Here is a 22536-nt window from a genome sequence, read left to right as displayed (position 1 = left end):
CAATGTCAGACATAGAAACAACACCGACAACATTCAGCGGCACATTGCCAATCGAGGCACGCACCGTGTTCCGACTGTCGAGCGCCATCTTTTATCTCATCGGGCTCGTCATCACAGGCGGCCTCGTCGCTGCCGCGCTCTATTTTGACTGGCCGACATGGTTGCAATATACGATGTACGCCTTACTCGCCATCGACCTCATTTATAGTGTGATTGATATCGTCGTCTTCCAAAAATGGAAGCAAGAGCGGTTCACGTATGATGTGAAACCACTCGAGATTCGCTTGCATCACGGCGTCATCACGACAAACGACGTGTTAATCCCGATGACGAAAGTACAATACGTCCACGCCCAACAAGGACCGCTGCTTCGAAAGTACGGTCTGCAGACGATCACCATCGGGACGGCCGCCGGGTCACATGACATCTTCGCGATTGAAGAATCGTTCGCGAAGTCGCTCCGGGAACAGATTGCGGTGTATGCCCGCATCGAGGAGGAGGATGTCATATGACAGAAGCCGCCCTCACGTGGCATCGGCTGCCGAGTCGCGTCTTGCTGTTGCGTGTCTTAGAGGTCATCAAGTCGTTCATCATCCCGCTCGTGTTGTTGTTCGTCATCAACAATGACTGGAGTTCGACGTTCGGCATCATCCTGCGCGTCGGGATTCTGCTGTTCCTCTTGCTTGATATTTTGCAGAAGTTCTTCGGCTGGCTCAACTTCCGTTATGCGCTCGACGAGAAGACGGTATATGTCATCGACGGTAACTGGATCAAGAAAGAAAAGTCATTGCCGCTCTATAAGATTCAGAGCGTCCACTCGAACAGCCCATTTTTGTACCGGCTGCTCGGTGTCGTCGAATTGACGTTCGATACGAACGCGAACAGTGACGACGCCTCGTTCAAATTGGCTGGCGTCTTCCCGAATGAGGCAAAACGGCTCGAAGACATCCTCGACCAGGTCCGTCACCGCAAGACCGAGACCGACGTACCGGTAGAAGGGGAGACGGACGTGACCGAAACACCGGTGACGATTGAAAAACCGACGAGTCGTTTATTGTACGCCCTCTCGACCCGAGAGATCATCATCGCCTCGTTGACGTCACTGTCGGTGTTCGCCATCTTCCCGGTCGCCTCGACGATCATCTCGTCCATCGATGACTTCATCAATCTCGACGGGACGTTCGATACGATCGGCGATTGGGTCGTCCACGCGTCCATCATCGCCATCGGCCTGCTCGTCCTGACGGTCCTGATATTGTCGGTCGTCATCGGCATGGTCATCAACTTCTTGAAATACGGGAACTTCCGGCTCGAACGACGCGGGGACCGCATCCGCGTTGAGAAAGGACTGCTCAACCGTTCCGCTAAAGAGATCCCATACGAGAAGATTCAAGCGGTCCGGGTCAAAGAGACGTTCATTCGGCGCTGGTTCAACATCGTCGGTGTCGAACTCGTCGCGGCCGGGACGATGGACGAGTTGAAAGACGAATCGTCAACCATCCTCCCGTTCGTGAAACGGGAGCGGGCGATGACCGTGTTGAACGAGCACTTCGACCAGTTCGTCTGGTCTGACACGCTATATCGTTTGCCGAAGCGTTCCCTCTGGGTCAAACTGCTACGCATCAGCTGGGTCGGACTTATCGTCTCGGGTGTCGTGCTGTATTTCTTCCGCGATTACGCTTGGTGGCTCATTCTGCTGTGGGCCATCATCATCGGCGGCCGCCTGTTGAGCTATATGACGACACGCTACGCCCGGAACGGTCGCTTCATCGAATTACGGACCGGTGCCTTCAACGTCACGTCGTTCTTGACGGACAAGCCGCGAATCGAACAGATTCAAGTGACGCAGACGCCGCTTCAACGCCGTTTCGATGTGTGTAACGTATTATTTTCGACTCGCGGTGTTCTAGCGTATGAGTTGATTGAAGATATCCCGAAACAAGAGGCGGAGGCCATGCTGAACTGGTTCTCCCGCTATACGGTACAGGAAGATATGAAAACACCGGGCTAACGGATAACCCAGTCAGGTGATCGACGAGCCCCCTCGCGTGTTGCGAGTGGCTCGTCTTTTTTAATCGGCTTGAGGGATCGCTCCGACATAAGCTTGAAGTTGATTCTCTTTTGTGTTCATGAAAAATCATGGCGCGTGTAGGTCACACGAGCCATGATTTTTCATGAACAGCATTGGAAGAGACTTTAGGGAGAATGATTGTGAACGTCGTTTCTCTTGGTTGACTCGTCACGTGAATCTCGCCCTCATGTAAATCGATGATGGACTTGGCGATGGCGAGACCGAGACCTGATCCGCCGGTGTAATGTGCGCGTGACTTTTCCACTCTAAAAAATCGTTCAAACACATATGGGATGTCACGTGAGGGGATGGCCTCCTCGCCGTAATTCGTCATGTTGATAAGAACCACTTCATCCGTATCTTCAATGAACGTATCGATATACGTTCCGTCACGCCCGTAACGAATCGCATTCTCGAGTATGTTTTCGAATACGCGCACGAGCTTCAACGCATCACCCTCAACGATGGGTCGTTTGGCTGAGGAACTGAATCGAGCTTCCATTTCAACTTCCGAGAGTCGTAACGTCGACTGCATGATGAGCTGATTGAGCAATTCATCGAGACGGACCTCACTTGTTTGCAGCGCGATTCGGTCGTTTTGCAGAAATGTATAGTCAAAGATATCGTTAATCAAGCCTTTCAGATGGGTCGCATTCTCATGAATGACTTGGATGTAATGACGCAACTCCACCTCGTCCCGGTAACGGTCGCTGTGAATCAAGTCAAGATAACCCGTGATTGACGTGAGCGGGGAGCGCAAATCGTGGGCGACGTTGGCCACGAGCTCGTGCTTCAAACGATCCGCTTGAACCAATTCCTGCTCCGCCTTTGCTGCACTGTCCGAGATGGCGCGAACAGTCGCCATCAACTGCTCTAGCTCTGGCGGGACAGATGGTTCAACCAAATCACGATTGGCATGGAGTTCTTCGACAAGTGAAGTCATCCGCTCAATGTGAAACTGTAAATACCGTTTACGCTCATATTGATAAATCAACACGAGACAAACGATGACCATCAGACTGTAAAACATGACGATGACACCTTCCCGGAAATACGACAACACGATGATCAGACTCTCCATAAATCGTGATGACTCCTCGAAGTACCACACGGCAGGCAGTAACAGAGCACCGCTCAGTGTGGCGACCCCAAACGCAATCAATACATACAGCAGACGTTTCCACATCGGGATGAACGTTATGACGCGCCATATATTATGTCTCAATTTTATATCCCACTCCCCACACCGTATGAATGATGACCTCATGTGGCACGACGGCATGTAATTTCTCACGGATGTTACTGATATGAACCATCACCGTCTGATTCGACCCGACGCCATGCTCTTGCCAGACAGCCTCAAATATTTCTTCAGAGCTATACACCCGGCCTTTATGTTTCGCTAGTAAATACAAAATCTCAAATTCACGTGCTGTCAATCGAATCGTCTGCTCTTGCATCATGACGGTGTGGCTGGCTCGATCGATGAGGAAGGGGCCAGCTTGTACACTTGAGGACTTGCTTGGTCGGTTATAGTTTGAACGGCGTAGCAATGCTTTAATACGTGCCATCAACTCGAGCGGATTGAACGGTTTGATGATGTAGTCATCGACTCCCGTCGTCAATCCCAATATCTTATCCATATCACCTACTTTGGCACTGACCATTAAGATCGGAATTTGGCTCGTCTGGCGCACACGCTTACAAAATTCAAGCCCATCCATCCGAGGCATCATCCAATCTAAAATGATTAAGTCAAACGATTCTTGGTTGAACAAGTCAAGCGCCATTTCCCCATCGGTTGCCATCGTCGTGTGATACCCGTCATTTTTTACATACACATCAATCAGTTCTGCGATTTGGACATCATCATCCACTAACAAGATTTTTGTCATGCTTGAAACTCCCTCGCGAATTAAAGTTGGAAATTCTGATACAAACGTCGGAACGGAGCGTATTGGACGACGAAGCGAACGAGTAAGAACCCTAAGAGCGCGCCGAACGCATTTGCCAATAAATCATTCACATCCGTGCTTCGTCCACTGCCTAGTGTCGTACGCACCAATAATTGAATCAGTTCAAGAATCAGACTAAACTGAAATCCTAATTTAAGTACTTCTTTTTTCGTGATCGACGGTTTCAAAAATGGAAGATAACAGCCGAACGGGAGGAGCATCACGATATTCAACACAAACGAATACAAGTCGATGGTCAAAATCGGAATAAAATTAATCGTTTTCCACCATGGTACTTGGTTCGCATATTTTCCTAAGTTAACGTCAATCGGGAAAAAAACGAAGTGAAGGACACCTAATAAGTATATCCCGAATGATAGAAGTAAAATGGTTTGTGTGACTTTTACATGTTTCTTGCGAAACGACCAGACGAGTAACGTGATGAGTCCGAGGATGGCGAGTGGGATGAGAACGACTCCTGATTCGATTGTGAACATAACTGAATAATTCTGATTATACATGGGAATAAACCTCCTAAGAATTTGAACTGTCTTCAGTGTAGATGGCAGATTTAAAGAATTCTTAAAGGAGTCATAAATGAAATCTAAAAAAGGCAAAGCGCTTTGCGTTGCCTCGAACTGTAGAACAATCAATCAAGAAGCTTGCTCTCGGAATAATGTCGGGCGTCCCGATATCATTCGTCACGTCAACTTCACCGTTTTCGCGTTTCTGTTGCTGAAAAATGGGAACAAGTATGGTATGATGCAAGTAGAAAGAGACCGGTGCTGGACACACCGGCCTCTGGCTTACAGGCTACCACTTTAAGAGTGGTCCCAGCCGCCACAATGGTTAGAGAATCAGAAAGTGACCCATCTCATTGCGCCGAGGGGGTCATTTTTTTGTGCGTTCAGACGTTGCACGATCGGATGTTTGGTGTAAAACCAAGTGAACGATGATCGGAGCGAGGATCGGGACGATCACATAGTCGCCGACCCAGGTCCATAGTTGTTCCATCCGCACCACCGCCTTCCTCCATTGTGGACTTGGCGGCTGACCCCACTATTGCTGCGTTAACCTGCCTCTTCATTATAGCAGATTCTCGTCAAAAAAGATGCTAAAAACAGGAACGTTTGTTCTTGTTTTATAAAATGAACCTTTCGTCCGAATAGGTCTCATGACTGGGTCCAAAGATGGATTTGAACCAATAATAGCTTGTATGTCAGAGGTCAGACAGGATATAATCAATCTCGTGTGTATAACCACATGGGTGGGTGAGGGTGCCAATAAAGGATTGATTCCTATGGCAAAACAAACAGAATGGAAAACAGAAACATACGGGGGCGTGCTAAACTTTCTGGCGACAGCATACATCCCGGCCGTTCACGCGGCAATCTTGACACAAGCCGGACTCCCGTTCGAGGGAGCGCTCGTCGGAGCGATTTTGACAAGCATCATCGGAACGTTCATTGCAGGGCTGTTCAACTTGCCGCTGCTCCTGTTACCCGGGATGGGCATCAACGCGCTATTTACGTACACGCTCGTCCTGCAGATGGGGCTGAGCTGGCAAGGTGCGCTCGCCGTCTCGTTCGTCTCAGGGGCGCTCGTCGTCCTGTTGACGGTGACGAAAGTGGCAAGGAAACTCGCGAACGCGTTCCCGCCGATCATTCATGACGGATTGACGGTCGGGCTCGGCCTGTTCCTCATCTTGATTGGGCTCGAGGCGGCGGGGATCGTCTCGGGCGGTGGCGGGGCACTGCTTCACATCGGAGACCTTGGGGAACGACCGGTACAGGTCGCGTTCCTGTCGCTCTTCGTCGCCATCCTGCTCTTCTTGAAGATGGGACCGAGCAGCTTCCTCTGGACGATCGCGTTCGGGGTCGGTTTGAGTGCCGTCATGGGAACGCTCGACTGGACCGGTGAGTTCGCGCTCACGCCGTTCTTCGAGTCGTTCGGTACCGTGTTCGGCAACGTCTCGTTCGCCGAGTCGGCGTCACCGATCTTCCTTGTCGCCGTCGGCGTGTTGACGCTCGTCTTGCTGATCGAGAACATCAGCCTGATTCAGAATCAGACGCGCGCCATCGGCAAGGATGCGGACGCACCGAAAGGGCTCGTCGCCCAAGGGTTGTCGACGATGGCCGGTGCCATGTTCGGCTCGAGCCCGACCGTCTCGACGGTCGAGGTCGCGGCCGGCATCTCGGTCGGCGCACGGGGCGGCATCGCCTCGTTCGTGACATCTGGCCTGTACGTCGTCTCACTCTTGTTGCTGCCGCTGTTCGCCATCATTCCGGTGACGGCGATCGCGCCGGTGTTGATTATCATCGGCATGATGATGTTCCAGAACGTGAAGCATCTCCCGCTCGACAATTGGGAGCATGCCTTCCCGGCGATTCTCGTCATCATCATGATTCCGTTCACGTATTCCATCGTCGATGGCATCGGGCTCGGATTCATCGCCTATACGATGATCGTCTTGTTCAAGAAGGGCTATCGGTCGCTCAGTCCGGTCGTCGGTGTCTTGACCGTATTGTTCTTAGTTTTCTTTTCTTTACCAGTCTGGCTATAAGATAGGGCGCTACCGTGTATACGGTACCGCTTTTTTTGTATGATGAAACAAAGGAGGTGTTTGAATGGATCAAGCAGGCGGATTCATTTCCATCGGGATGGCTTATCCGAGCCATTATCCGTTACCTGAACTTGCTCAAAATGTATGTGCGGAACTGTTAAGTAGCGGTGGCGAAATCATAAACGTGACATACAGTCAGGATAAGGCGGGCACTAGTTGGACGACAACGACAGGTACCGACTTTGCTCAGGTTGGGCATTACGGATCTATCCATTTACGAAGCAACTATTTTGGAGACGTGGACATGACGATGACCGTGTCCCTTCAAGAGATGGACACCTATGTCGGGATTCTCATCGATATAAAGTGGAATGATATCGTCTCACACCCTGCATCGAGACCCGTCTTCACACAGAAAATCGAACGACTGCTCGTTGACGTGTATCGCCATATGCCATTCTCGTACGCGCTTGCCGGGCACGAACTTGAGCTCGACTGGGCACCTGATGCGTTTCCGACATCAGCGGACTGGTTGGATACGTTCCCTCTTTTTATGGTCCCGTCACCACAAGGCGTGATGGTAACTTACGGTTCAATTTCAATCGACGGGATGACTCCTCAAACCAATATGAAGAGGTCTATCCCGTTATATGCATAAGTGAGGCTCAATCACGTCAATCAATCATTCCTTGATTGACGAAGCTCAGTGCTAAGCGGCCGGAACATGATACAATTTTCTTAGCTTATAACCGAAGGAGGATACTTTTATGACGAAAACCTCAGATGTCATCGACGAGTTTGCATCCTATATAGACTGGTTAAACACATTGTCGGGATTGGATGGATCGACGTGGGAAAAATCGATTGCAACCGACAAATGGTCAATCAAAGCAATCGTCCTTCACATCGCCCATTGGGACAATCATCTGTTGAACGTCATCGTCCCGGCCGTCAAGACCGGGGAAGCCATGATTTTCCCTGAATTCGACTCATTTAACGCGCGAGCGACCCAAAAAGCGAAACGGATCTCTCTGGAGAAAAGGTGCTCCGGTTAGCCAAAACGAGTCGAGGTTCGCTCATTGAAACACTGCGGTCCTTGCGTCAAGAGACGTTGACTGCGCACACGACGGCAAACGGGGCGACCCATTCTCCGCATGACGGTGTTCCGTATACGCTTGCCTATATCGTCACCGATTTCATCGAACATGACCGGCACCATCAGCAACAAGTCGACGGGGTCTTAGGGACGAAGTCTTGAAGAGACGAACGAAAATACGGGGTGTCAGACGAAGACAGAAAAGGTTACGCATGTATATCAATGATCAGACCCATTCGTTTCCGACGACGTTCCATAACGGGTATTGGCATAGCAAAATTCCGATTGATCAATCGTTCTTACTGTCAATCGAGAAGAATAGCCGAATCCAGCACGCCGTCATCGAGGCGATGTTAGAAGGGGGAACTCAGCTTGTGCGCCTTCGAGAACAGGAGAGTTACCGGGTCGTCGTCTTGATTGACCCGCCGACGCTTTGGCAATCCGAACTTCTCGTATTCGAAAGCGACGCACGACTAAAGGCGTTCATGGAACGCGATACGTCTGAGCAGACGTGGACGCGGTTGCCAGTGGACTCTGTGTGCCTACAGCGATTCATGCTTCCGGCGAACGTCGAGGTACATCGGTTCCATGAGCTGATTCAAGACGAGGATTACACACATAGCGGGGAAGTCTGGTTGCTCGTTCAATAAGCGGGCAATTTTTTTGTGAGATGAATTATAAAATTAAGTGCAACACCCAACGTGAACGTAAAAAATGATTATGGCAGTCTCGAGGTACCATATAAGCATTTAGAAGGGGCATCGATAGAAAATATGGTACAATTTAACATATATGAGAAGGGTGATTTATATAACAAAACTACTTCTTACGGAGAGAAAAAAGTATCAACATGATCAAAGCTTGATGGTTTAAAAAGAGACGGAGGACGTTCAATTGAAAAAATTGACTATCATTTTACTTTGCATTCCTTTAATTCTGTTATCAGCATGTTTGGGTGATGAAGAAAATGTAGAAATTGATAAAGAACATATTGACATGCAACCTGAGACCATGAAAATCAACCAGGATAGTGAATTGAAAATTGTTCCACTTTACACACAATATCAAAAATATTTGGAAGCATCACTTGAGACAAACGATACAGAACAGAAAAGAAAATTTTTTAAAGAATTTGTTCTTGATTACATAGAGGAGATTGGAGAAGAGGAGAAGTTCGGAACAGCAGATTTGAAAGGCAACTTTTTAATGAAATCGACATCCTATGAGCAAGAACTCCTAAATCGAATCGATATATTGATGAGCAAACATGAAGAAATTGAAGAAATGATTATAGAAACCTACACCGCTTCACATAAGGTACTTCCTAAAAAGAAAAGTACGATTTTCCTCGTACCAATCAATTCAGAATTTGCATTTATCGGTGAGTCACTGGGTGGGGTTAGTGGAAATGCATATAAAGACTCTTTTGTCTTTTATCTGAATGAAGACTTCGATAAAAATATTCTTGCTTATGCGACTGCACATGAATATCATCACTTGATTCTTCGGGACACACCAAACTTTATGATTAGTTCGATTTTAAATTCTGTCATATTAGAAGGGAAGGCAGATGCATTTGCAGATCGAATTGTTAAAGGCGTCTCACCTCCCTGGCATGAACCAATGGATGAGAAAACTAAAGAGCATGTAGCTAGCCTTGTTAATGATTATGAAATAACATTTAACGATTTTGTTGTCGGTAATGAGCAAAAGAATCTTCCTCGCTGGAGTAACTATATCTTAGGAAAAGACATCCTCGACCATTACTTAGAATCAAATCCAGAGCTCTCGATTCAAGATTGGACATTCAAAGAAGATCATGAAATCTTAGAAGGCTACAAATATCAGGAGATTCTTCAACAATGACGAAACAAGTCACATAATTCCAAAATATCGCAGTCGTGATATCTGGCTCCAATCAGTTCGCTTTATTGATTGGGGCTTTTGTTCGAAGGAAAGAACACTGAGTTGTGACTATAAAAGGTCCTAATACATTACGAGTAGAAATCAATTTCATATGAATCCGAATTTAACCGTGCTTGAAGGGAACATATGATTAATTTAAGAACTGATGAGAGCCATTGTTTTGTCCTAGAATGAAAATCACCCGAGATAAAACCATATTTGACTTGCATTTCCGATATGCTATAATCCTCCCAAACACTTTTTCCAAAAAAAGGATTAAATGGAATCGATGAATGAAAGGAGCCGTTGAATGAGATGCAGTCGGATCTACATATTCACATACGGGTCGTTACATGAGAAAAGCCAAAGTTCTGTTTGTATCAGCAGTCTTGATTTCTTTACTGGTTGTCGCACTTATTTCATTTTCAGGTCAACTTGCTTATACCTACTTCAAAGGGTTGGACATTTCAGGGAGCCCCATCACAAGTTGGGTCACGGATTGTCATGACAAGCGAAAGTTGTTTGGGATAATTGAGGTCGTCGATACGGATGTTTGGTGTGGAGATGGTAGTGACGCAGATCCCGGGCCCGGTATTTCTGAAGCAGGAGCGGTTGTTGGGCCATCAGATGATGAAGGCGGCACACCAAGGGAAGATGAGAATAACTCGTCTCCGTCATATGGTACACCATCTACAAGCGAATCCGATCGCCTTTCCCTGTTGCCTTACATTGTCAGCGCCCTCCTCCTTCTTTTGCTTGGTGTATGGATGTGGCGTAGACCCTTCCACAAAAAGGGGAGGGAAGCCGTTCCGATAGACGAGAGGATCCACTCAAGGCAAGAGACAGACGAAACGTTCGAAGAGGCAAAACGCTCCGCTCATCCGCTACCAGATTCCCCGTTGCGGCAACATTTGATTCAATTCGAACAAGCGCTACCGCAAGAAAAACGTCGACGGACGTTCGAGACGTTATCCGCCTGGGCGAGCCGCATTCAACTCGACGCCTCGCTTCGGAGCTATTTAGAGACCCGTTATGACAAAGTCGAGATCACGCCACAACGTGAAGAAGCGTTCAAACAACAGCTTGATGCCTATTTACTTCGTTTAGAAAAGGAGCCACCCTTATGACCATCAAACGCGTATTGGAACAATTGGACCAAATCTATCTCGGAAAACCTGAAATCACGCGCCTCTGCTGCACGGCGCTACTCGCGAACGGGCACATCTTGTTAGAGGACGTCCCGGGTACCGGGAAAACGTTACTTGCCAAAAGTATTGCCAAGAGTTTTGAAGCTGATTTCACGCGCATCCAATTCACGGCCGATTTGATTCCGACCGATATCATCGGTTCTGACTTCTTCAACATGCAGACACAGGCGTTCGAAAATCGGACAGGACCGATCTTTACCAACATCTTATTGATTGATGAAGTGAACCGAGCCGTCCCCCGGACACAATCCGCCTTGCTCGAGGCGATGGAAGAGCGGCAAGTCTCGATCGGCGGAGTCACGAATCAACTGCCGGAACCGTTCTTCGTCATCGCGACGCAAAACCCGATCGAATCGGCAGGGACGTTCGCCTTGCCCGACGCTCAACTCGACCGTTTCTTGATGTCCCTTCAAGTCGGATATCCTGAAGCAGGGGAGGAGCGACAGTTGATTCTTCAGACAATTTCTAAGACACGCCACATCGTTCATGCCCTCATGTCGTCCGAAACGTTTTTAGCAGCGCAGCGAGCAGTTGAGGAGGTCCGTATCCATGACGACGTCGTCACCTATCTGCTCGCCCTCATCCAAGAGACACGACTTCATCCGCTCGTCGAAGTCGGAGCCAGTCCTCGCGCGACGCTCGCCCTCGTCAAGGCGTCTCAAGCTTACGCTTATATCGAAGACCGTCAATTCGTGACCCCGGAAGATGTCCAAGCCGTCGCGACGCATGTTCTGACACACCGCTTGACGCTCACGCTCGAAGGGGACGTGAAATCGACGAAACGGGAAGTTCTCGCTGATATTTTGGAGCGAGTCGATGTACCGGTCGAGAAGGTGTGAAGATGCGACAAGTCGAAGTGAGCACACCGTCACTTTTAGACGACAAGCTATGGCCGGCCTATACCGGAATCCTACTTCTGTTCATATGGTTCCCATATGTGTGGCCGCTCGCTTATCTGTCTGGCGCAATTCTAGGATTGATGCTGATTCGGAAATGGCTGACGCAGAAAATTGTCGAAGGGACACGTTTATCGTTCCACCAGAAAGAGCAGTTGTTGTTCGTAAATGACCGTGTCTCGCTAAGAATGGAGGTGACAGGTGTCGAACGTCTCCAAGAACTCGGAATCCCGACATCGGTCCGCCTGGTCACGGGACACGGCTTGACGTTTGACGAAAATCAGCGCGTACATGTCATTCAACTTCATGAGGAATCGACCTATTCGCTTCCAATCCATGCGAAACAGCGCGGGCCCGTCCAAGTCAATGAATGTACACTTCAGTTCAGGCTCCCGTTTTGGCTTGGCACCATCTTCGTCACAGATCATACGCTTCCATCCTGGATCATACTCCCATCCATCACGAGACAGAACAGATTTAACTCACGCCTGGTACGGATGGGGGACCGACTCGTCAAACATTCACCGCTCAACGACCCGTTGATGATTCAAAGCACAAAACGGTATGAGCAAGAGCCGGTCAAACAGATTGACTGGGTCGCTACAGCCAAGACAGGAAAACTTCAGGCGAAAGTGTATCAACGCCAAAACCTCGATACGTTCACGCTCGTGCTCGACTTGAGCGGTCCGCTAGGGAATGGCCTCCATGCCCGTTACGAAGAGTTGATTCAACAGGCCGCATATCTGGTATCCTATTTAGTGAAGGAAGATTGTAAAGTCGAGCTGTTCATTAATCGGCTCGATGCTGATAATCATATCGACCACCTACGGATGAGTGACGGTGGCAAGCAGTTGCGGCTTGCGCTTGTGCGCCTCGCCTCGATTCATGAATCCGATCGATTCGTCGCTTCGAAACGGTTCAATCAAATCATCGAGCGACAGAAGCATCCGCATGCGGAACTGATTCGGATTGACGCGTCACTGCTCAAGCAGATGTCTGTCGGTTGAAAGGAGTAAAGATATGTTCCGCCTGATCAAAACATTCGCTTTAGCCGGGATCTTCACGCTCGGTGCTACGTCATCAATTGCCGCGCCGACAGAACGATCCGCGGACCGTTTCGCTGAAGAACATTTCGAGTCAATCGTCCTCGACCATATCGAAGGAGACGACCCGAGTAACTATCACTTGACGGAAAGCCGAGCCATCTCGTTCGGTCCGCTCCATGAAGTGATGATTGCCGAGAAATCCTGTTACTCGTCAGACGAGACGTGCACGTTCGTCCCTAGCGATGAGCACGTGTCGGCCGTCTTACAGGACGGAGAAGCGAGAAACGTCATCGGAACGTACGAGCAAGAGCCGGGTGTCTTCGCCTTCTCCACGTTCGGGTATGGCGACGAGTTGGGCATTGCCTTAGCTGATGTGTCCGGTACATTGGTCCATTCCGCGCGAGAGAATGCCTGGTTTGACTATGATGGAAAGACGTTGACCGCCTTGACGACCGATGCGAAACGGTTCATCGGCGGAGACACGATCACGCTCGAGATGTATCAGAAACTCTTGGTCGAGACACGTTCAAACACTCAAAGTTCCGCGGAGGATGCCCTTACTAGTGGTTCTAGTGATGTTCAGACGAAAGAGCCGAAATCCTATTGGATGCTTGGCTTTGCGTTGTTGGCGGGGCTCCCGCTCAGTTATCTTTTGTACCGGAGGCGATGGAAAAGATGAATGCGAAACGTCCGTGGTTGCATGAAGTCGATGCGGCCACGGCTTTATTTGTGCGTCGACATGCGGTGCACACGGATGAATTAGAACAAAAGACGGAGAGTTTATCACGTTCGAATGGTGGGACGTTATGGAAAGTGGACCGTTACGAATTCGACCGTGTCTATGATCAAGAGCTTGATGACGTCTATCGCTCGATCCGTCGACAAGCCGCTGACATCTTCTCGTTTCATCCAGATGATGTGCAGATTGGTGAGGGTTTTACGGATGTAGTGGTATTGCGTTACCTCGCCATGCATCCGTTCACGCGAGACGTCTATATAGATGTCTCGCCATATGAAGTTGTCGAGACGGTGTATGTCTGGATGCATCCGATTGAGGTGTGTAAACAGAGAGACCAAACCACTCGTGTGACGCTAGACGTCTCCAACATCGCGACGGAAACCGAGTTACATGAACTGTTAAAAGAACAGTTACAATTTCCTTCGCACTATGGAATGAACTGGGACGCGTTTTGGGATGTCATCACCGATGAGTACGGATTGCCGGACATCGTGGAGCTATACGGTTGGACGGAGTTTGAGCAGCGATTGCCTGAAACGGCAGACATGCTCGCGACCTATTTTAAGGATTATGACAACGAGCCGGACTTGAAACCGTGTCGAATCATCTATTATGGAACAGAGATCCTTATTTTACCGCAGTATGCGCTGAAGGAAGGGGAGGAAAATCGTCTGATCTATCGACATTTGGCCAGCGCGAAGTTCCCGTTACGCGTGGAACGGAAGACTTCGGTACGGCTACCGAAACGACATCGTTTCTCGTTTGAACGCTTAGAAGAGGAGTCTGTCACATTCGGCATCGTTCGCAAACTTGAGGAGATCGCCCCATGGCTGACGCTTTCCCGTGACAAAGAGCGCCAAGACGTCGTCACGTTCTCAAATGAAACGGATTGGCTCGTGAGTTCTTACCGTGAGGGACTGACACTCCAAGGGATGACAATTGAATCTGTTGAGTCGATTAGCACAGCGGATTACGAGACGTTCTTTCACCACGTGATACGAGGATCGTTTCCAATTGAATTGACGTTTTGTCTCGGAGGAACGTTTGGTCTAAGAGAGAAGGTCTATCGATTGACGCTATATGACACAGCATGGGAAAAGTTAATTGAAGACAAACTTCTGCCTCAACTAAAGATTCCAAGAGCAAAAGGGTTGTGGCAGCCTTTCTCTTCACCCACGTCTGTACAAACACTTGAGACGTTCCTAGGAGAATTTCATCCTCACATCTTCGGAAACTTCGTACTAGCGCATGATACACGCGACGTATATCACTTTTTCGATCATGTAAACGGTTCAATCAAGCGGTTTTAACTTCGTGAGTGGAGCTTGTGCATAGCGCGTCACAAATTATTTTGACGAATTGGAGCTGTACAAAAAAATAAGCCTATTGATATCAATCGGTTCAATGAGCAATTTGAAAAAATGTTGCAACAAAATGGATGGACGTTTGGCGGAGATTTTATTCAATCTGAAGAATAGGAGACTCTTTTGAAGACTACACAATCCATCATGTCATAAGATTATATTTGCATGGTATTTAGAGCAAAATCACATGCAGAAATCAGGTGGAGAGATGTATCGATATAGATTAAGCAAATACAATCCAGAATACCGAGATGAGTTCGGTGGCTACGAAAAAAACGAGTGGACATCAATATCCGATGTTGGAAAGTCGTTTGATGGCGTTATACTTAATTTCGAGGAATACATGAGAAGTGAAGATGCATATGTGAAGTCGGTGAACATAATTATGGATTATTGCAAGGTGACCGACCTCAAGGTTACATATATTGAGAAGAGAGGAGCTCTCTCAGCTCACGAATATCATCTACCTACTTTTCCAAAGAACCTATATGATTTAAAAACGACAGCTTTGTACAAAGGTGTGAAAAAAGGAACGGTTTTGACGGGGTGGAGAGTCGATCGTGTGATTCGATTATTGTTGAGAGAAGAGCTTTATTTACACTTAGAATCGTATCCACCAAACAAGAAAGAACAATCGCTCAAAGTTTTTGTTAGGTTTGATTATCTGATGGGGATTCATACAAATATAAATCTCAGACATTTAGAAGAGAAGCTTTTAGACATTGGCATGTATTTAGAATAAAACAAAAGTCGTTATTGTTAATTCTCTCAAAAACAATCCATACAAGGGGGTGAACCTTGAATACACTTAGAGAATTCAAATCGCTCGATAGTGAGGTTTGGCGAGTACGACTTGACGAGAGTGACGCATTCCTCGTGATTAAAGATGAGAAAAGACGAAGCGAGCTCACCGACTATCCATGGTTTTCTGAACATGAAGCTTCTCTTTTTGAGTCGAAAGAAAACGTCATTCAGGTCAGTTACCTTGTGACCCCGGACGTTCGATTGAGTCCAGAGCACTTGGCAGAGGTGTTTGAAGTCGTCGAACAGCTACTGCATCACGTCGCCCAGGCCTCGTGTGACATCATACTCACGCCTCACACTTTTCCTAGCGAATCTGATCGTTTAAACTATATTCAGAAAATGTGCACGGTCGATTCTGATGCGTATAACGATTTCACTCAATAAAGTCGTATGCGCTAAAAGAAAGTAGGAGTAACCATTGGATTATTTAGAACATCTAGAAGCCCATTGTAGAGAATTTGTCGCTGGATACGACGTCCCCGATTTACTGGAGGACCATGTCCAAATACTCAAATTGAAGGAGCCAAAACTTTTTGGCATCGTGAGCGTGGCAACACTAGGATTACATCTGCATTCCCTTCAATTCGAGGATGGATCGCTCGCCCATCAAGAACTGTTGTTTCACTTCAAACAAAAGCGTGCCGAAGATGACATCGTCCAGTTGGTGTAGCACTTAGTAACCCATGCGCTCGAGACACATCAAGCGTTCGATTTAGATGAATACTTCAGCCTGCCAAAAGGTGTGCTCAAACAATACAAGTTTTCCTCCATCTACGTGACCGCACCGTTCTACTCAGATCCATCGTTTTTAAAATATAAAGGCGAATCCCACGACGTGCTCGTCGTCTGGTTCGTCCCGATTTTCCCGTCAGAGGAACGTTTCATCGAGGAGCACGGTGCCGAAGCGTTCGACGAATTGCTTTATGAAACGGATGACGAACTGCTCGATTTGAAACGCAAACCGCTCGTCTAAACCGAATCCCTGTTAACTGACAAGCCCCCATGCGCATGCATGAGGGCTTGTTTTACATATATGGACCGTTCGCTTGGACGACGAACTGCGAATGCTCGTAGTGGTACGTGATGCGTGAGTAGTCGAACGGCTTTCCGTTCGTCAGATGAAAGATCGTCTCGATGCGAAGCGTCGGGTCATTCTTCTTTAGGTCGAGGTACCGGGCTTCGGTCTCGTCCAACCGCCCGACCTGCATGTACATGTCCGAGAAGCCGATGGTGACGCCGAGTGCGCCTTGGACGTAATCGAAAATCGAGTCGGCGACAATCTCCCGGTTCAAATACGGCACAATCGCCTTCACGTAATACGATTTCTCGTAACAGAACACCTCGCCGTCAACATAGCGGACGCGTTCGACACGATAGACGTCATCTGTCACGTCAATACCGAGGTTCGCTGCAATCGTCTCGTCGGGCTTTGTCACCGAGACGTCGAGCACATCCGATGTCAGAATGCGGCCCCCGAGGTTGCTCTTGAATCCTTGCGTCGAGAACAGGCTCATATAACCTGGGCGGTTGTGGCGCCGGACGAAGATGCCGCTCCCACGCAATTGAAAGATGATGCCTTTTCGCTCGAGCAACTCGAGCGCTTTCGTGATCGTGCTCTTACTGACGGCATATTGGCTCATCAACTGTTCGAGGACGGGCAATTTATCTCCTTGCTTCAAATCGTGTTGATTGATGTATTGTTCAATCTCTGTTGCAATCTGTTGGTATTTTAGCATGTGGTATCCTCACCTCGTATGATCTGCTTTGATTGTACCACGTCACCATTTCGTCGAGAATACAAAATGTATCGTACTTGTATAATTGTACCGGTACAATTATACTTGACGAGTATGATTCAGTACTGGAGATTTAAAGTTGAAAAGGAGGAACAACAATGAAGACATTACCAAAAGACTTTCTATGGGGCGGCGCTCTAGCCGCCCACCAATTTGAAGGCGGCTGGGACGCCGACGGCAAAGGGCCGAGCGTCGTCGACGTGTTGACGGCCGGCGCTCATGGCGTCGCGCGTCGGATCACGGACAAGGTCGAGCCGGACGAATTTTATCCGAACCATGAAGCAATCGACTTCTATCACCGTTATAAAGAAGACGTCGCGCTCTTCGCTGAGATGGGCTTGAAGTGTCTCCGCACGTCGATCGGTTGGAGCCGGATCTTCCCGAACGGGGACGATGCGGAGCCGAACGAGGCAGGGCTCCAATTTTATGACGACTTGTTCGACGAGCTGTTGAAGCACGACATCGAGCCAATCATCACGTTGTCCCACTTCGAGATGCCGCTTAACCTCGCACGTGAGTACGGCGGGTTCCGCAACCGTGCCGTCGTCGACCATTTCGTCCGCTTCGCCGAGGTGTGTTTCGATCGCTATAAAGACAAGGTCAAATATTGGATGACGTTCAACGAGATCAACAACAAGATGGACGTCAACAACCCGCTCTTCTTATGGACGAACTCTGGCGTCATCATCGAAGACGGGGAGAACGCCCGTGAAGTGATGTATCAGACGGGGCACCATGAGTTGATTGCGAGCGCGCTCGCCGTCGCGAAAGGGAAAGCGATCAACCCGGACTTCGAGATCGGGGCGATGGTATCACACGTGCCGATCTATCCGTTCTCGTCAAACCCGGACGACGTCATGCTCGCCGAAGAGATGATGCGTCAGCGTTACTTCTTCCCGGACGTGCAAGTGCGCGGGGTGTACCCGAGCTATGCCTTGAACGAGTTCGAGCGGGAAGGGTACACAATCCCGTTCCTTGACGGGGATGAGGAAATCTTGAAGAACGGGACCGTCGACTATCTCGGTTTCAGCTACTACATGTCGACGACCGTGAAGAGTGACGTTGTCGCCGACAACAGTGGTGACATCGTCAATGGCGGTCTACCGAACGGCGTCGAGAACCCATACATTAAGTCGAGCGACTGGGGATGGGCAATCGACCCGGTCGGCCTCCGCTACGTACTCAACCGGTTGTATGACCGCTATCAAATCCCGCTCTTCATCGTCGAGAACGGATTCGGGGCCGTCGATGAGATCGTCGATGGGAAGATCCATGATGCGGCCCGCATCGACTATTTGAAGGCACACATCGAGCAGTTGAAACAAGCGGTCGTCTATGACGGCGTCGACTTGATCGGTTACACACCGTGGGGCATCATCGACATCGTCTCGTTCACGACGGGTGAGATGAAGAAACGATACGGCATGATTTACGTCGACCGGGACAACGAGGGCAACGGCTCGATGGAGCGGATGAAGAAAGACTCGTTCGATTGGTACAAGCATGTGATCGAGACGAATGGTGAAGCGCTCGCGCACGAGCCTTCGAAGTAAACGACAACACCTCCTGAAGACAATTGTCTTCAGGAGGTGTTTTTCTGTGCTTATGTCGTTTTCGGTTTGACCGCCACCCACACTTCGCTATAGACGTTGTCCGACGGTCCGTCATGCTTCGTAAACGAGATACTAGGCAAGTCGGCCAACTCGTATCCCGACGTCGGCAGCCATTCGGCATACGTCTTGGCCATCGTCTCCTGGAGCGTCTCCGGGAACGGGCCGGTATTCGGGAAGACGGCCCACAGGTTCGACTCGATCGTAATCTGTTCAAGATCCTCATACGGATTATCTTGCGTCGTCGCGAAGCCAATCATGTGCGTGAGTGAACCCGTTTCGTCCAAATAGCCTTCATCGAAGTCGTACGATACGTTGAGCACTTGATTTGGATAAAGGTCCGCCAATTGATGCATCTCGCTTCGCTGTTGCGCCGTGATTGACTGCGCCAACTCGACGATGTCATGATTCACGCCTTCGAACTGAATCGGGACGCGTTTGGACACGCCGACGACCTTGAATGAAGGTTTATGTTCTAATTTGAATTCCATTGAAATTCCTCCTTTGATGTCGATGAAGAAAGTGAATTTCGGGAACGACTTTTGAATCTTGTTCTTGATCACTTCTGAAGGTAAAAAGCCACACCAGTCTCGAAACGCTCGCGAGAACCCATCGACGGATTGGTATCCATACGTATACGCCACGTCCGTGACCGATTTCCCATGAATCAAGTCCTTATTTGCTTCTGACAGCCGACGATTTCGGATGTATTCATTGAGCGTCATCCCGGCCATGTAGGAAAACATGCGTCGAAAATGATAGTCGGAGACCCCGACGATGCGTGTGATATCCTGATTCGTGATGTCTTCTGTTAGACGTTGATCGATGTGGTCCATCAATCGGTTCAATAATTCAAGCATCTACATTCCCTCCTTTCTGCATTCATCATACTTCGAACATCGTAGGGGCACTCGATAATTTCAATACGGATATCATCGGATAAAAGACATCACTGGTTGTAGCCGATGAACATCGTGAACATGAAAAGGATGACCGATGACGTCATGAGTAGAAACGCAAGCGAGCTCGCGAACGCGAGGAATCCTTTGGAAAAGTGGTGTCGTCGTTTCCAAATCCCGATGACAAACACCACGTTCAGCATGAGAAACAATGCGAGCAAGAGTAGCGGGAGGGCCCGGTCCTGCATCAATATAAGTAAGTCCATAACTAATTCCCTTTCTTTGCGGGTTTGTTAACAATGAAATCAGTGATGCTCGGTAAAGACGAGATACCAACAGTCGTATCCTTGCCAGACGCGTATCGTCCAACAAGATCCGTTCGGAAAGTCGTCAAGAGAAAACGCATGATCAAAGGTGATCTGGTGTTTGAATGTCTTGTCCCACAATGTCTGTAGTTGGTCGAGTGGCTGTTCTTCTAACTGGATCCGCCGCGAAGAATGGTGTCGGGTGATCAAACACTTGATGGCCTCAGGACCAAACACCAACCGTTCGATGAACTCCAAAGTAAGCGGTTCAACTATCTCGTGTTCCGAGACAAGCAAATTCCCTTGATAAACTTGTTCATTATTATTGTCGATATGAAACGGTGATAAGGTCAATGTGATGGTCCTTTCATTTGAACATTTTATAAATCAGGTTAGTTATCCTAATCCCTCCTATAATGAACGAGAATGGTAACGCATATCGTTTGTGATCAAGGAGGAAACAATCATGAAGAAACTACTTCGCGCGACCATCGCCGGCATCGCGTTGTTCACGCTCAGTGTCGCGCCGTCAGAAACCGTGGACGCCGCACCTAAAAAATTTAAGAATTGCACAGAACTGAATAAGACGTACAAGGGCGGGGTCGCCAAGACGAAGACGACGAAAAACAAAGGCGGCAAGACGAAGTACAAGCCGTATGTCAGCGCCACGCTGTATGAAGCAAACAAATCGAAAGACCGCGACAAAGACTTTATCGCCTGCGAACGCTAAGAGATGAGAGGACAGCGGTCCTCCGTCTCTTTTTTAGTTATTAAAGCGGTACGATATATCCCCTTCAGCATCGTAGCCAGTGATTGACTCAATCGACTCGATTTGGTCGACGAGCACGAACCAGACATCATTCCCGGCCTTCGTCTTCAACAGCTCCGGTTCGAACCGTTCCCCGTTCAACTCGACGACGACCCGGCTCGTCTCGCCATGGTTCATCCCGTAAAGGATATCGTACGGGGAACATGCTGACGTATCTCCGCATGATTGGCCGAAAGTCGACCACGTGAGACCTGCCTCGGACAGCGATTCAGATGTAATCGACCGAGCCTGATTGTCGACAGTAAGTTCAAGACCTATGCTTTGCGCAACCGGCTCGTCGCTCCATTCCTCGACGGTATAGCTGTTCGTGAAAAAGCGAAGACTCATGTCACGGTCATCAACGGAGTAGGTGAGGATCGGTTCCGCTCCCTCGGGCAACTGTAGCTGCTTCGTCGAATCAAATGTCCAGGCCACTCCGGCATATACCAACAATAAGCACACAAGAACGAGGACAATCTTTTGCTGACGGTTCATTAGAGACCGCTCGCTTTCTCAGTTTGTAAAAACTGTCGCACTTGTTCAATCGGGAACGCAGGATTCCAATGGACGAAGTGGCCACCTGTCATTCTTATGTAAGTGATCGGCAGCTCATGTCGTTGCAGGTCTAGAATGGCTGACATCGTCAATCGGGCTTCTTTGTCGTCCAGTCCGACAAAATCGCAAGGTTGGGACTTGCAGTGAACGCATGAGCTGCGGCACGTCAAGGTGATAGAAGCCGATCCGCCTCGTCCGAGCTTAGCCGAGGCGTCCAACGCACGTCGAATCTCGTCTCGTTCAAGGAGACCTGTCTGTGCGCAGAACGTCTGGAGTTGTTTCTCTTGTATCGGAGATGACACTTTGTCTGAAATAATTTTCGTCTCGATTTTCCGAACGAGTCGAGGTCCAAACAGATAATAAAATCCGCTCAGGAGCGGGACGGCAAGACCGAACACCCCATACTCTCTCAACGGAACGCGCGGGAACGCCTTATGCCCTTGGTCGAGCAAGACAAGCCGCTCCACTTGCTTTGGAAAATGCGTGGCGAAAGCGAGACCGACCGCACCGCCGAGCGAATGCGCCATCACGTGGACGGGTCCAAGTCGATGTGTGACGACGTAGTCGTTCACCCAATCCGCCAACTGTTCGGACGTCACAAGGCGATCGATACCTTCACTTCGTCCGAACCCTGGCAAATCCAGCAAATGCACCTCGAAGTCGTCGCATAGCGCCTCAGCGAGTGAACGGCCCTCTTCTCCGGTGAATCCTCCAGCCGGTAAAAATATAACGGGTGTCTTGCTTCCCATCACTTCTGCATGATAACGATTCAATTGAATCCCACCTTCCAACTCCCAATATCTGTATCTTTCCATTGTACGTGACTAGTGATTGGAACAGAAGCAGATTCTTCCAAACAGAGATACGTTTTCCTCCAAATCCGGGTATAGACTAATGACACGTGAGCAGGTTGCAC

26 protein-coding genes are annotated in these 22536 nt (G+C 48.9%); 18 read left to right on the top strand and 8 right to left on the bottom strand.

Going from position 1 to position 22536, the window contains the following annotated elements; genetic code table 11:
* The first annotated feature begins 2 nt into the window (after nucleotides 1-2).
* Nucleotides 3-512 carry a PH domain-containing protein gene (locus tag KNP81_RS08505; RefSeq protein ID WP_214719609.1) on the top strand — a complete coding sequence of 170 codons (510 nt, stop codon included), beginning with the start codon at nucleotides 3-5 and terminating at the stop codon, nucleotides 510-512.
* Nucleotides 509-2011, top strand: a complete 1503-nt coding sequence (locus KNP81_RS08500; RefSeq protein WP_214719608.1) for a PH domain-containing protein — start codon at nucleotides 509-511, stop codon at nucleotides 2009-2011. The genes KNP81_RS08505 and KNP81_RS08500 overlap by 4 nt, the downstream gene beginning before the upstream one ends.
* A 142-nt stretch (nucleotides 2012-2153) precedes the next feature.
* On the opposite strand, the gene KNP81_RS08495 is transcribed toward KNP81_RS08500, so the two are convergent.
* From KNP81_RS08495 to KNP81_RS08485, 3 genes are read right to left on the bottom strand one after another with little or no spacing between them, the layout of a single operon-like run.
* Nucleotides 2154-3296 (bottom strand): sensor histidine kinase, encoded by a 1143-nt coding sequence (locus tag KNP81_RS08495; RefSeq protein ID WP_251130317.1) that lies wholly within the window; start codon nucleotides 3294-3296, stop codon nucleotides 2154-2156.
* Complete coding sequence (locus tag KNP81_RS08490; RefSeq protein ID WP_214690918.1) at nucleotides 3286-3966, bottom strand: response regulator transcription factor; 681 nt, start codon at nucleotides 3964-3966, stop codon at nucleotides 3286-3288. The genes KNP81_RS08495 and KNP81_RS08490 overlap by 11 nt, the downstream gene beginning before the upstream one ends.
* A gap of 20 nt (nucleotides 3967-3986) precedes the next feature.
* Nucleotides 3987-4547: a VanZ family protein gene (locus KNP81_RS08485; RefSeq protein WP_214719606.1), complete on the bottom strand. Its 561-nt coding sequence runs from the start codon at nucleotides 4545-4547 to the stop codon at nucleotides 3987-3989.
* A 779-nt stretch (nucleotides 4548-5326) separates the two neighbouring features.
* Here KNP81_RS08485 and KNP81_RS08480 point away from each other — a divergent pair.
* The 14 genes from KNP81_RS08480 to KNP81_RS08420 all read left to right on the top strand — a co-directional run bounded on the left by KNP81_RS08480 (nucleotide 5327) and on the right by KNP81_RS08420 (nucleotide 16620).
* Nucleotides 5327-6589: an NCS2 family permease gene (locus tag KNP81_RS08480; RefSeq protein WP_214707809.1), complete on the top strand. Its 1263-nt coding sequence runs from the start codon at nucleotides 5327-5329 to the stop codon at nucleotides 6587-6589.
* Between the two features lie 64 nt (nucleotides 6590-6653).
* Entirely contained in the window at nucleotides 6654-7247 is a 594-nt protein-coding gene (locus KNP81_RS08475; protein WP_214719605.1) for an Imm64 family immunity protein, read from the top strand.
* Nucleotides 7248-7356: 109 nt separating this feature from the next.
* Entirely contained in the window at nucleotides 7357-7644 is a 288-nt protein-coding gene (locus tag KNP81_RS15265) for a hypothetical protein (protein ID WP_251128925.1), read from the top strand.
* The gene (locus KNP81_RS15260; protein ID WP_251130316.1) at nucleotides 7632-7847 is read left to right on the top strand and encodes a hypothetical protein; all 216 of its coding nucleotides are present in this window, start codon (nucleotides 7632-7634) and stop codon (nucleotides 7845-7847) included. Before KNP81_RS15265 ends, KNP81_RS15260 begins: the two co-directional genes overlap by 13 nt.
* A gap of 50 nt (nucleotides 7848-7897) precedes the next feature.
* On the top strand, nucleotides 7898-8335 hold the full coding sequence (locus tag KNP81_RS08465; protein ID WP_214719604.1) for a DUF3916 domain-containing protein: 438 nt from the start codon (nucleotides 7898-7900) through the stop codon (nucleotides 8333-8335).
* Nucleotides 8336-8579: 244 nt separating this feature from the next.
* Complete coding sequence (locus KNP81_RS08460) at nucleotides 8580-9551, top strand: DUF2268 domain-containing putative Zn-dependent protease (RefSeq protein WP_214719603.1); 972 nt, start codon at nucleotides 8580-8582, stop codon at nucleotides 9549-9551.
* A gap of 392 nt (nucleotides 9552-9943) precedes the next feature.
* Entirely contained in the window at nucleotides 9944-10717 is a 774-nt protein-coding gene (locus KNP81_RS08455; protein ID WP_251130315.1) for a hypothetical protein, read from the top strand.
* Nucleotides 10714-11637: an AAA family ATPase gene (locus KNP81_RS08450; protein WP_214719602.1), complete on the top strand. Its 924-nt coding sequence runs from the start codon at nucleotides 10714-10716 to the stop codon at nucleotides 11635-11637. Before KNP81_RS08455 ends, KNP81_RS08450 begins: the two co-directional genes overlap by 4 nt.
* A 2-nt stretch (nucleotides 11638-11639) precedes the next feature.
* Nucleotides 11640-12701: a DUF58 domain-containing protein gene (locus tag KNP81_RS08445; protein ID WP_251128922.1), complete on the top strand. Its 1062-nt coding sequence runs from the start codon at nucleotides 11640-11642 to the stop codon at nucleotides 12699-12701.
* Nucleotides 12702-12714: 13 nt separating this feature from the next.
* Nucleotides 12715-13419, top strand: coding sequence for a hypothetical protein (locus KNP81_RS08440; protein ID WP_214719601.1), 705 nt, complete (start codon nucleotides 12715-12717; stop codon nucleotides 13417-13419).
* Nucleotides 13407-14789 (top strand): barstar family protein, encoded by a 1383-nt coding sequence (locus KNP81_RS08435; RefSeq protein WP_214719600.1) that lies wholly within the window; start codon nucleotides 13407-13409, stop codon nucleotides 14787-14789. Before KNP81_RS08440 ends, KNP81_RS08435 begins: the two co-directional genes overlap by 13 nt.
* A 241-nt stretch (nucleotides 14790-15030) precedes the next feature.
* Complete coding sequence (locus tag KNP81_RS08430; RefSeq protein WP_214719599.1) at nucleotides 15031-15585, top strand: hypothetical protein; 555 nt, start codon at nucleotides 15031-15033, stop codon at nucleotides 15583-15585.
* A gap of 56 nt (nucleotides 15586-15641) precedes the next feature.
* A complete protein-coding gene (locus KNP81_RS08425; RefSeq protein WP_214719598.1) occupies nucleotides 15642-16031 on the top strand; it encodes a hypothetical protein in 390 nt (129 codons plus the stop codon).
* Nucleotides 16032-16389: 358 nt separating this feature from the next.
* Nucleotides 16390-16620, top strand: coding sequence for a suppressor of fused domain protein (locus tag KNP81_RS08420; RefSeq protein WP_214719597.1), 231 nt, complete (start codon nucleotides 16390-16392; stop codon nucleotides 16618-16620).
* 52 nt (nucleotides 16621-16672) lie between these two features.
* Here the strand turns inward: KNP81_RS08420 and KNP81_RS08415 are convergent, their stop codons facing one another.
* A complete protein-coding gene (locus tag KNP81_RS08415; protein WP_214719596.1) occupies nucleotides 16673-17383 on the bottom strand; it encodes a GntR family transcriptional regulator in 711 nt (236 codons plus the stop codon).
* Between the two features lie 158 nt (nucleotides 17384-17541).
* Here KNP81_RS08415 and bglA point away from each other — a divergent pair, with 158 nt between their 5' ends.
* The gene (gene bglA / locus KNP81_RS08410; RefSeq protein WP_214719595.1) at nucleotides 17542-18996 is read left to right on the top strand and encodes a 6-phospho-beta-glucosidase; all 1455 of its coding nucleotides are present in this window, start codon (nucleotides 17542-17544) and stop codon (nucleotides 18994-18996) included.
* A 50-nt stretch (nucleotides 18997-19046) separates the two neighbouring features.
* Here bglA and KNP81_RS08405 read toward each other — a convergent pair whose 3' ends face one another.
* Both KNP81_RS08405 and KNP81_RS08400 read right to left on the bottom strand, forming a co-directional pair.
* Nucleotides 19047-19913 carry an AraC family transcriptional regulator gene (locus KNP81_RS08405; protein ID WP_214719594.1) on the bottom strand — a complete coding sequence of 289 codons (867 nt, stop codon included), beginning with the start codon at nucleotides 19911-19913 and terminating at the stop codon, nucleotides 19047-19049.
* Nucleotides 19914-20002: 89 nt separating this feature from the next.
* Nucleotides 20003-20218 (bottom strand): hypothetical protein, encoded by a 216-nt coding sequence (locus KNP81_RS08400; RefSeq protein ID WP_214719593.1) that lies wholly within the window; start codon nucleotides 20216-20218, stop codon nucleotides 20003-20005.
* A 505-nt stretch (nucleotides 20219-20723) separates the two neighbouring features.
* Between KNP81_RS08400 and KNP81_RS08395 the strand changes: the two genes are divergently transcribed.
* Entirely contained in the window at nucleotides 20724-20987 is a 264-nt protein-coding gene (locus tag KNP81_RS08395; RefSeq protein WP_113926645.1) for an excalibur calcium-binding domain-containing protein, read from the top strand.
* Nucleotides 20988-21020: 33 nt separating this feature from the next.
* Here KNP81_RS08395 and KNP81_RS08390 read toward each other — a convergent pair whose 3' ends face one another.
* Both KNP81_RS08390 and KNP81_RS08385 read right to left on the bottom strand, forming a co-directional pair.
* Nucleotides 21021-21560, bottom strand: a complete 540-nt coding sequence (locus tag KNP81_RS08390) for a hypothetical protein (protein WP_214719592.1) — start codon at nucleotides 21558-21560, stop codon at nucleotides 21021-21023.
* Nucleotides 21560-22393, bottom strand: a complete 834-nt coding sequence (locus KNP81_RS08385; RefSeq protein WP_214719591.1) for an alpha/beta fold hydrolase — start codon at nucleotides 22391-22393, stop codon at nucleotides 21560-21562. Before KNP81_RS08385 ends, KNP81_RS08390 begins: the two co-directional genes overlap by 1 nt.
* Nucleotides 22394-22536 lie beyond the last annotated feature (143 nt).

This window comes from Exiguobacterium sp. s149 (assembly GCF_018618395.1).
Lineage (GTDB): Bacteria > Bacillota > Bacilli > Exiguobacteriales > Exiguobacteriaceae > Exiguobacterium > Exiguobacterium chiriqhucha.
The sequence above is the reverse complement of the archived record's forward strand: the minus strand, read 5'-3'. Positions and strand labels throughout refer to the sequence as shown.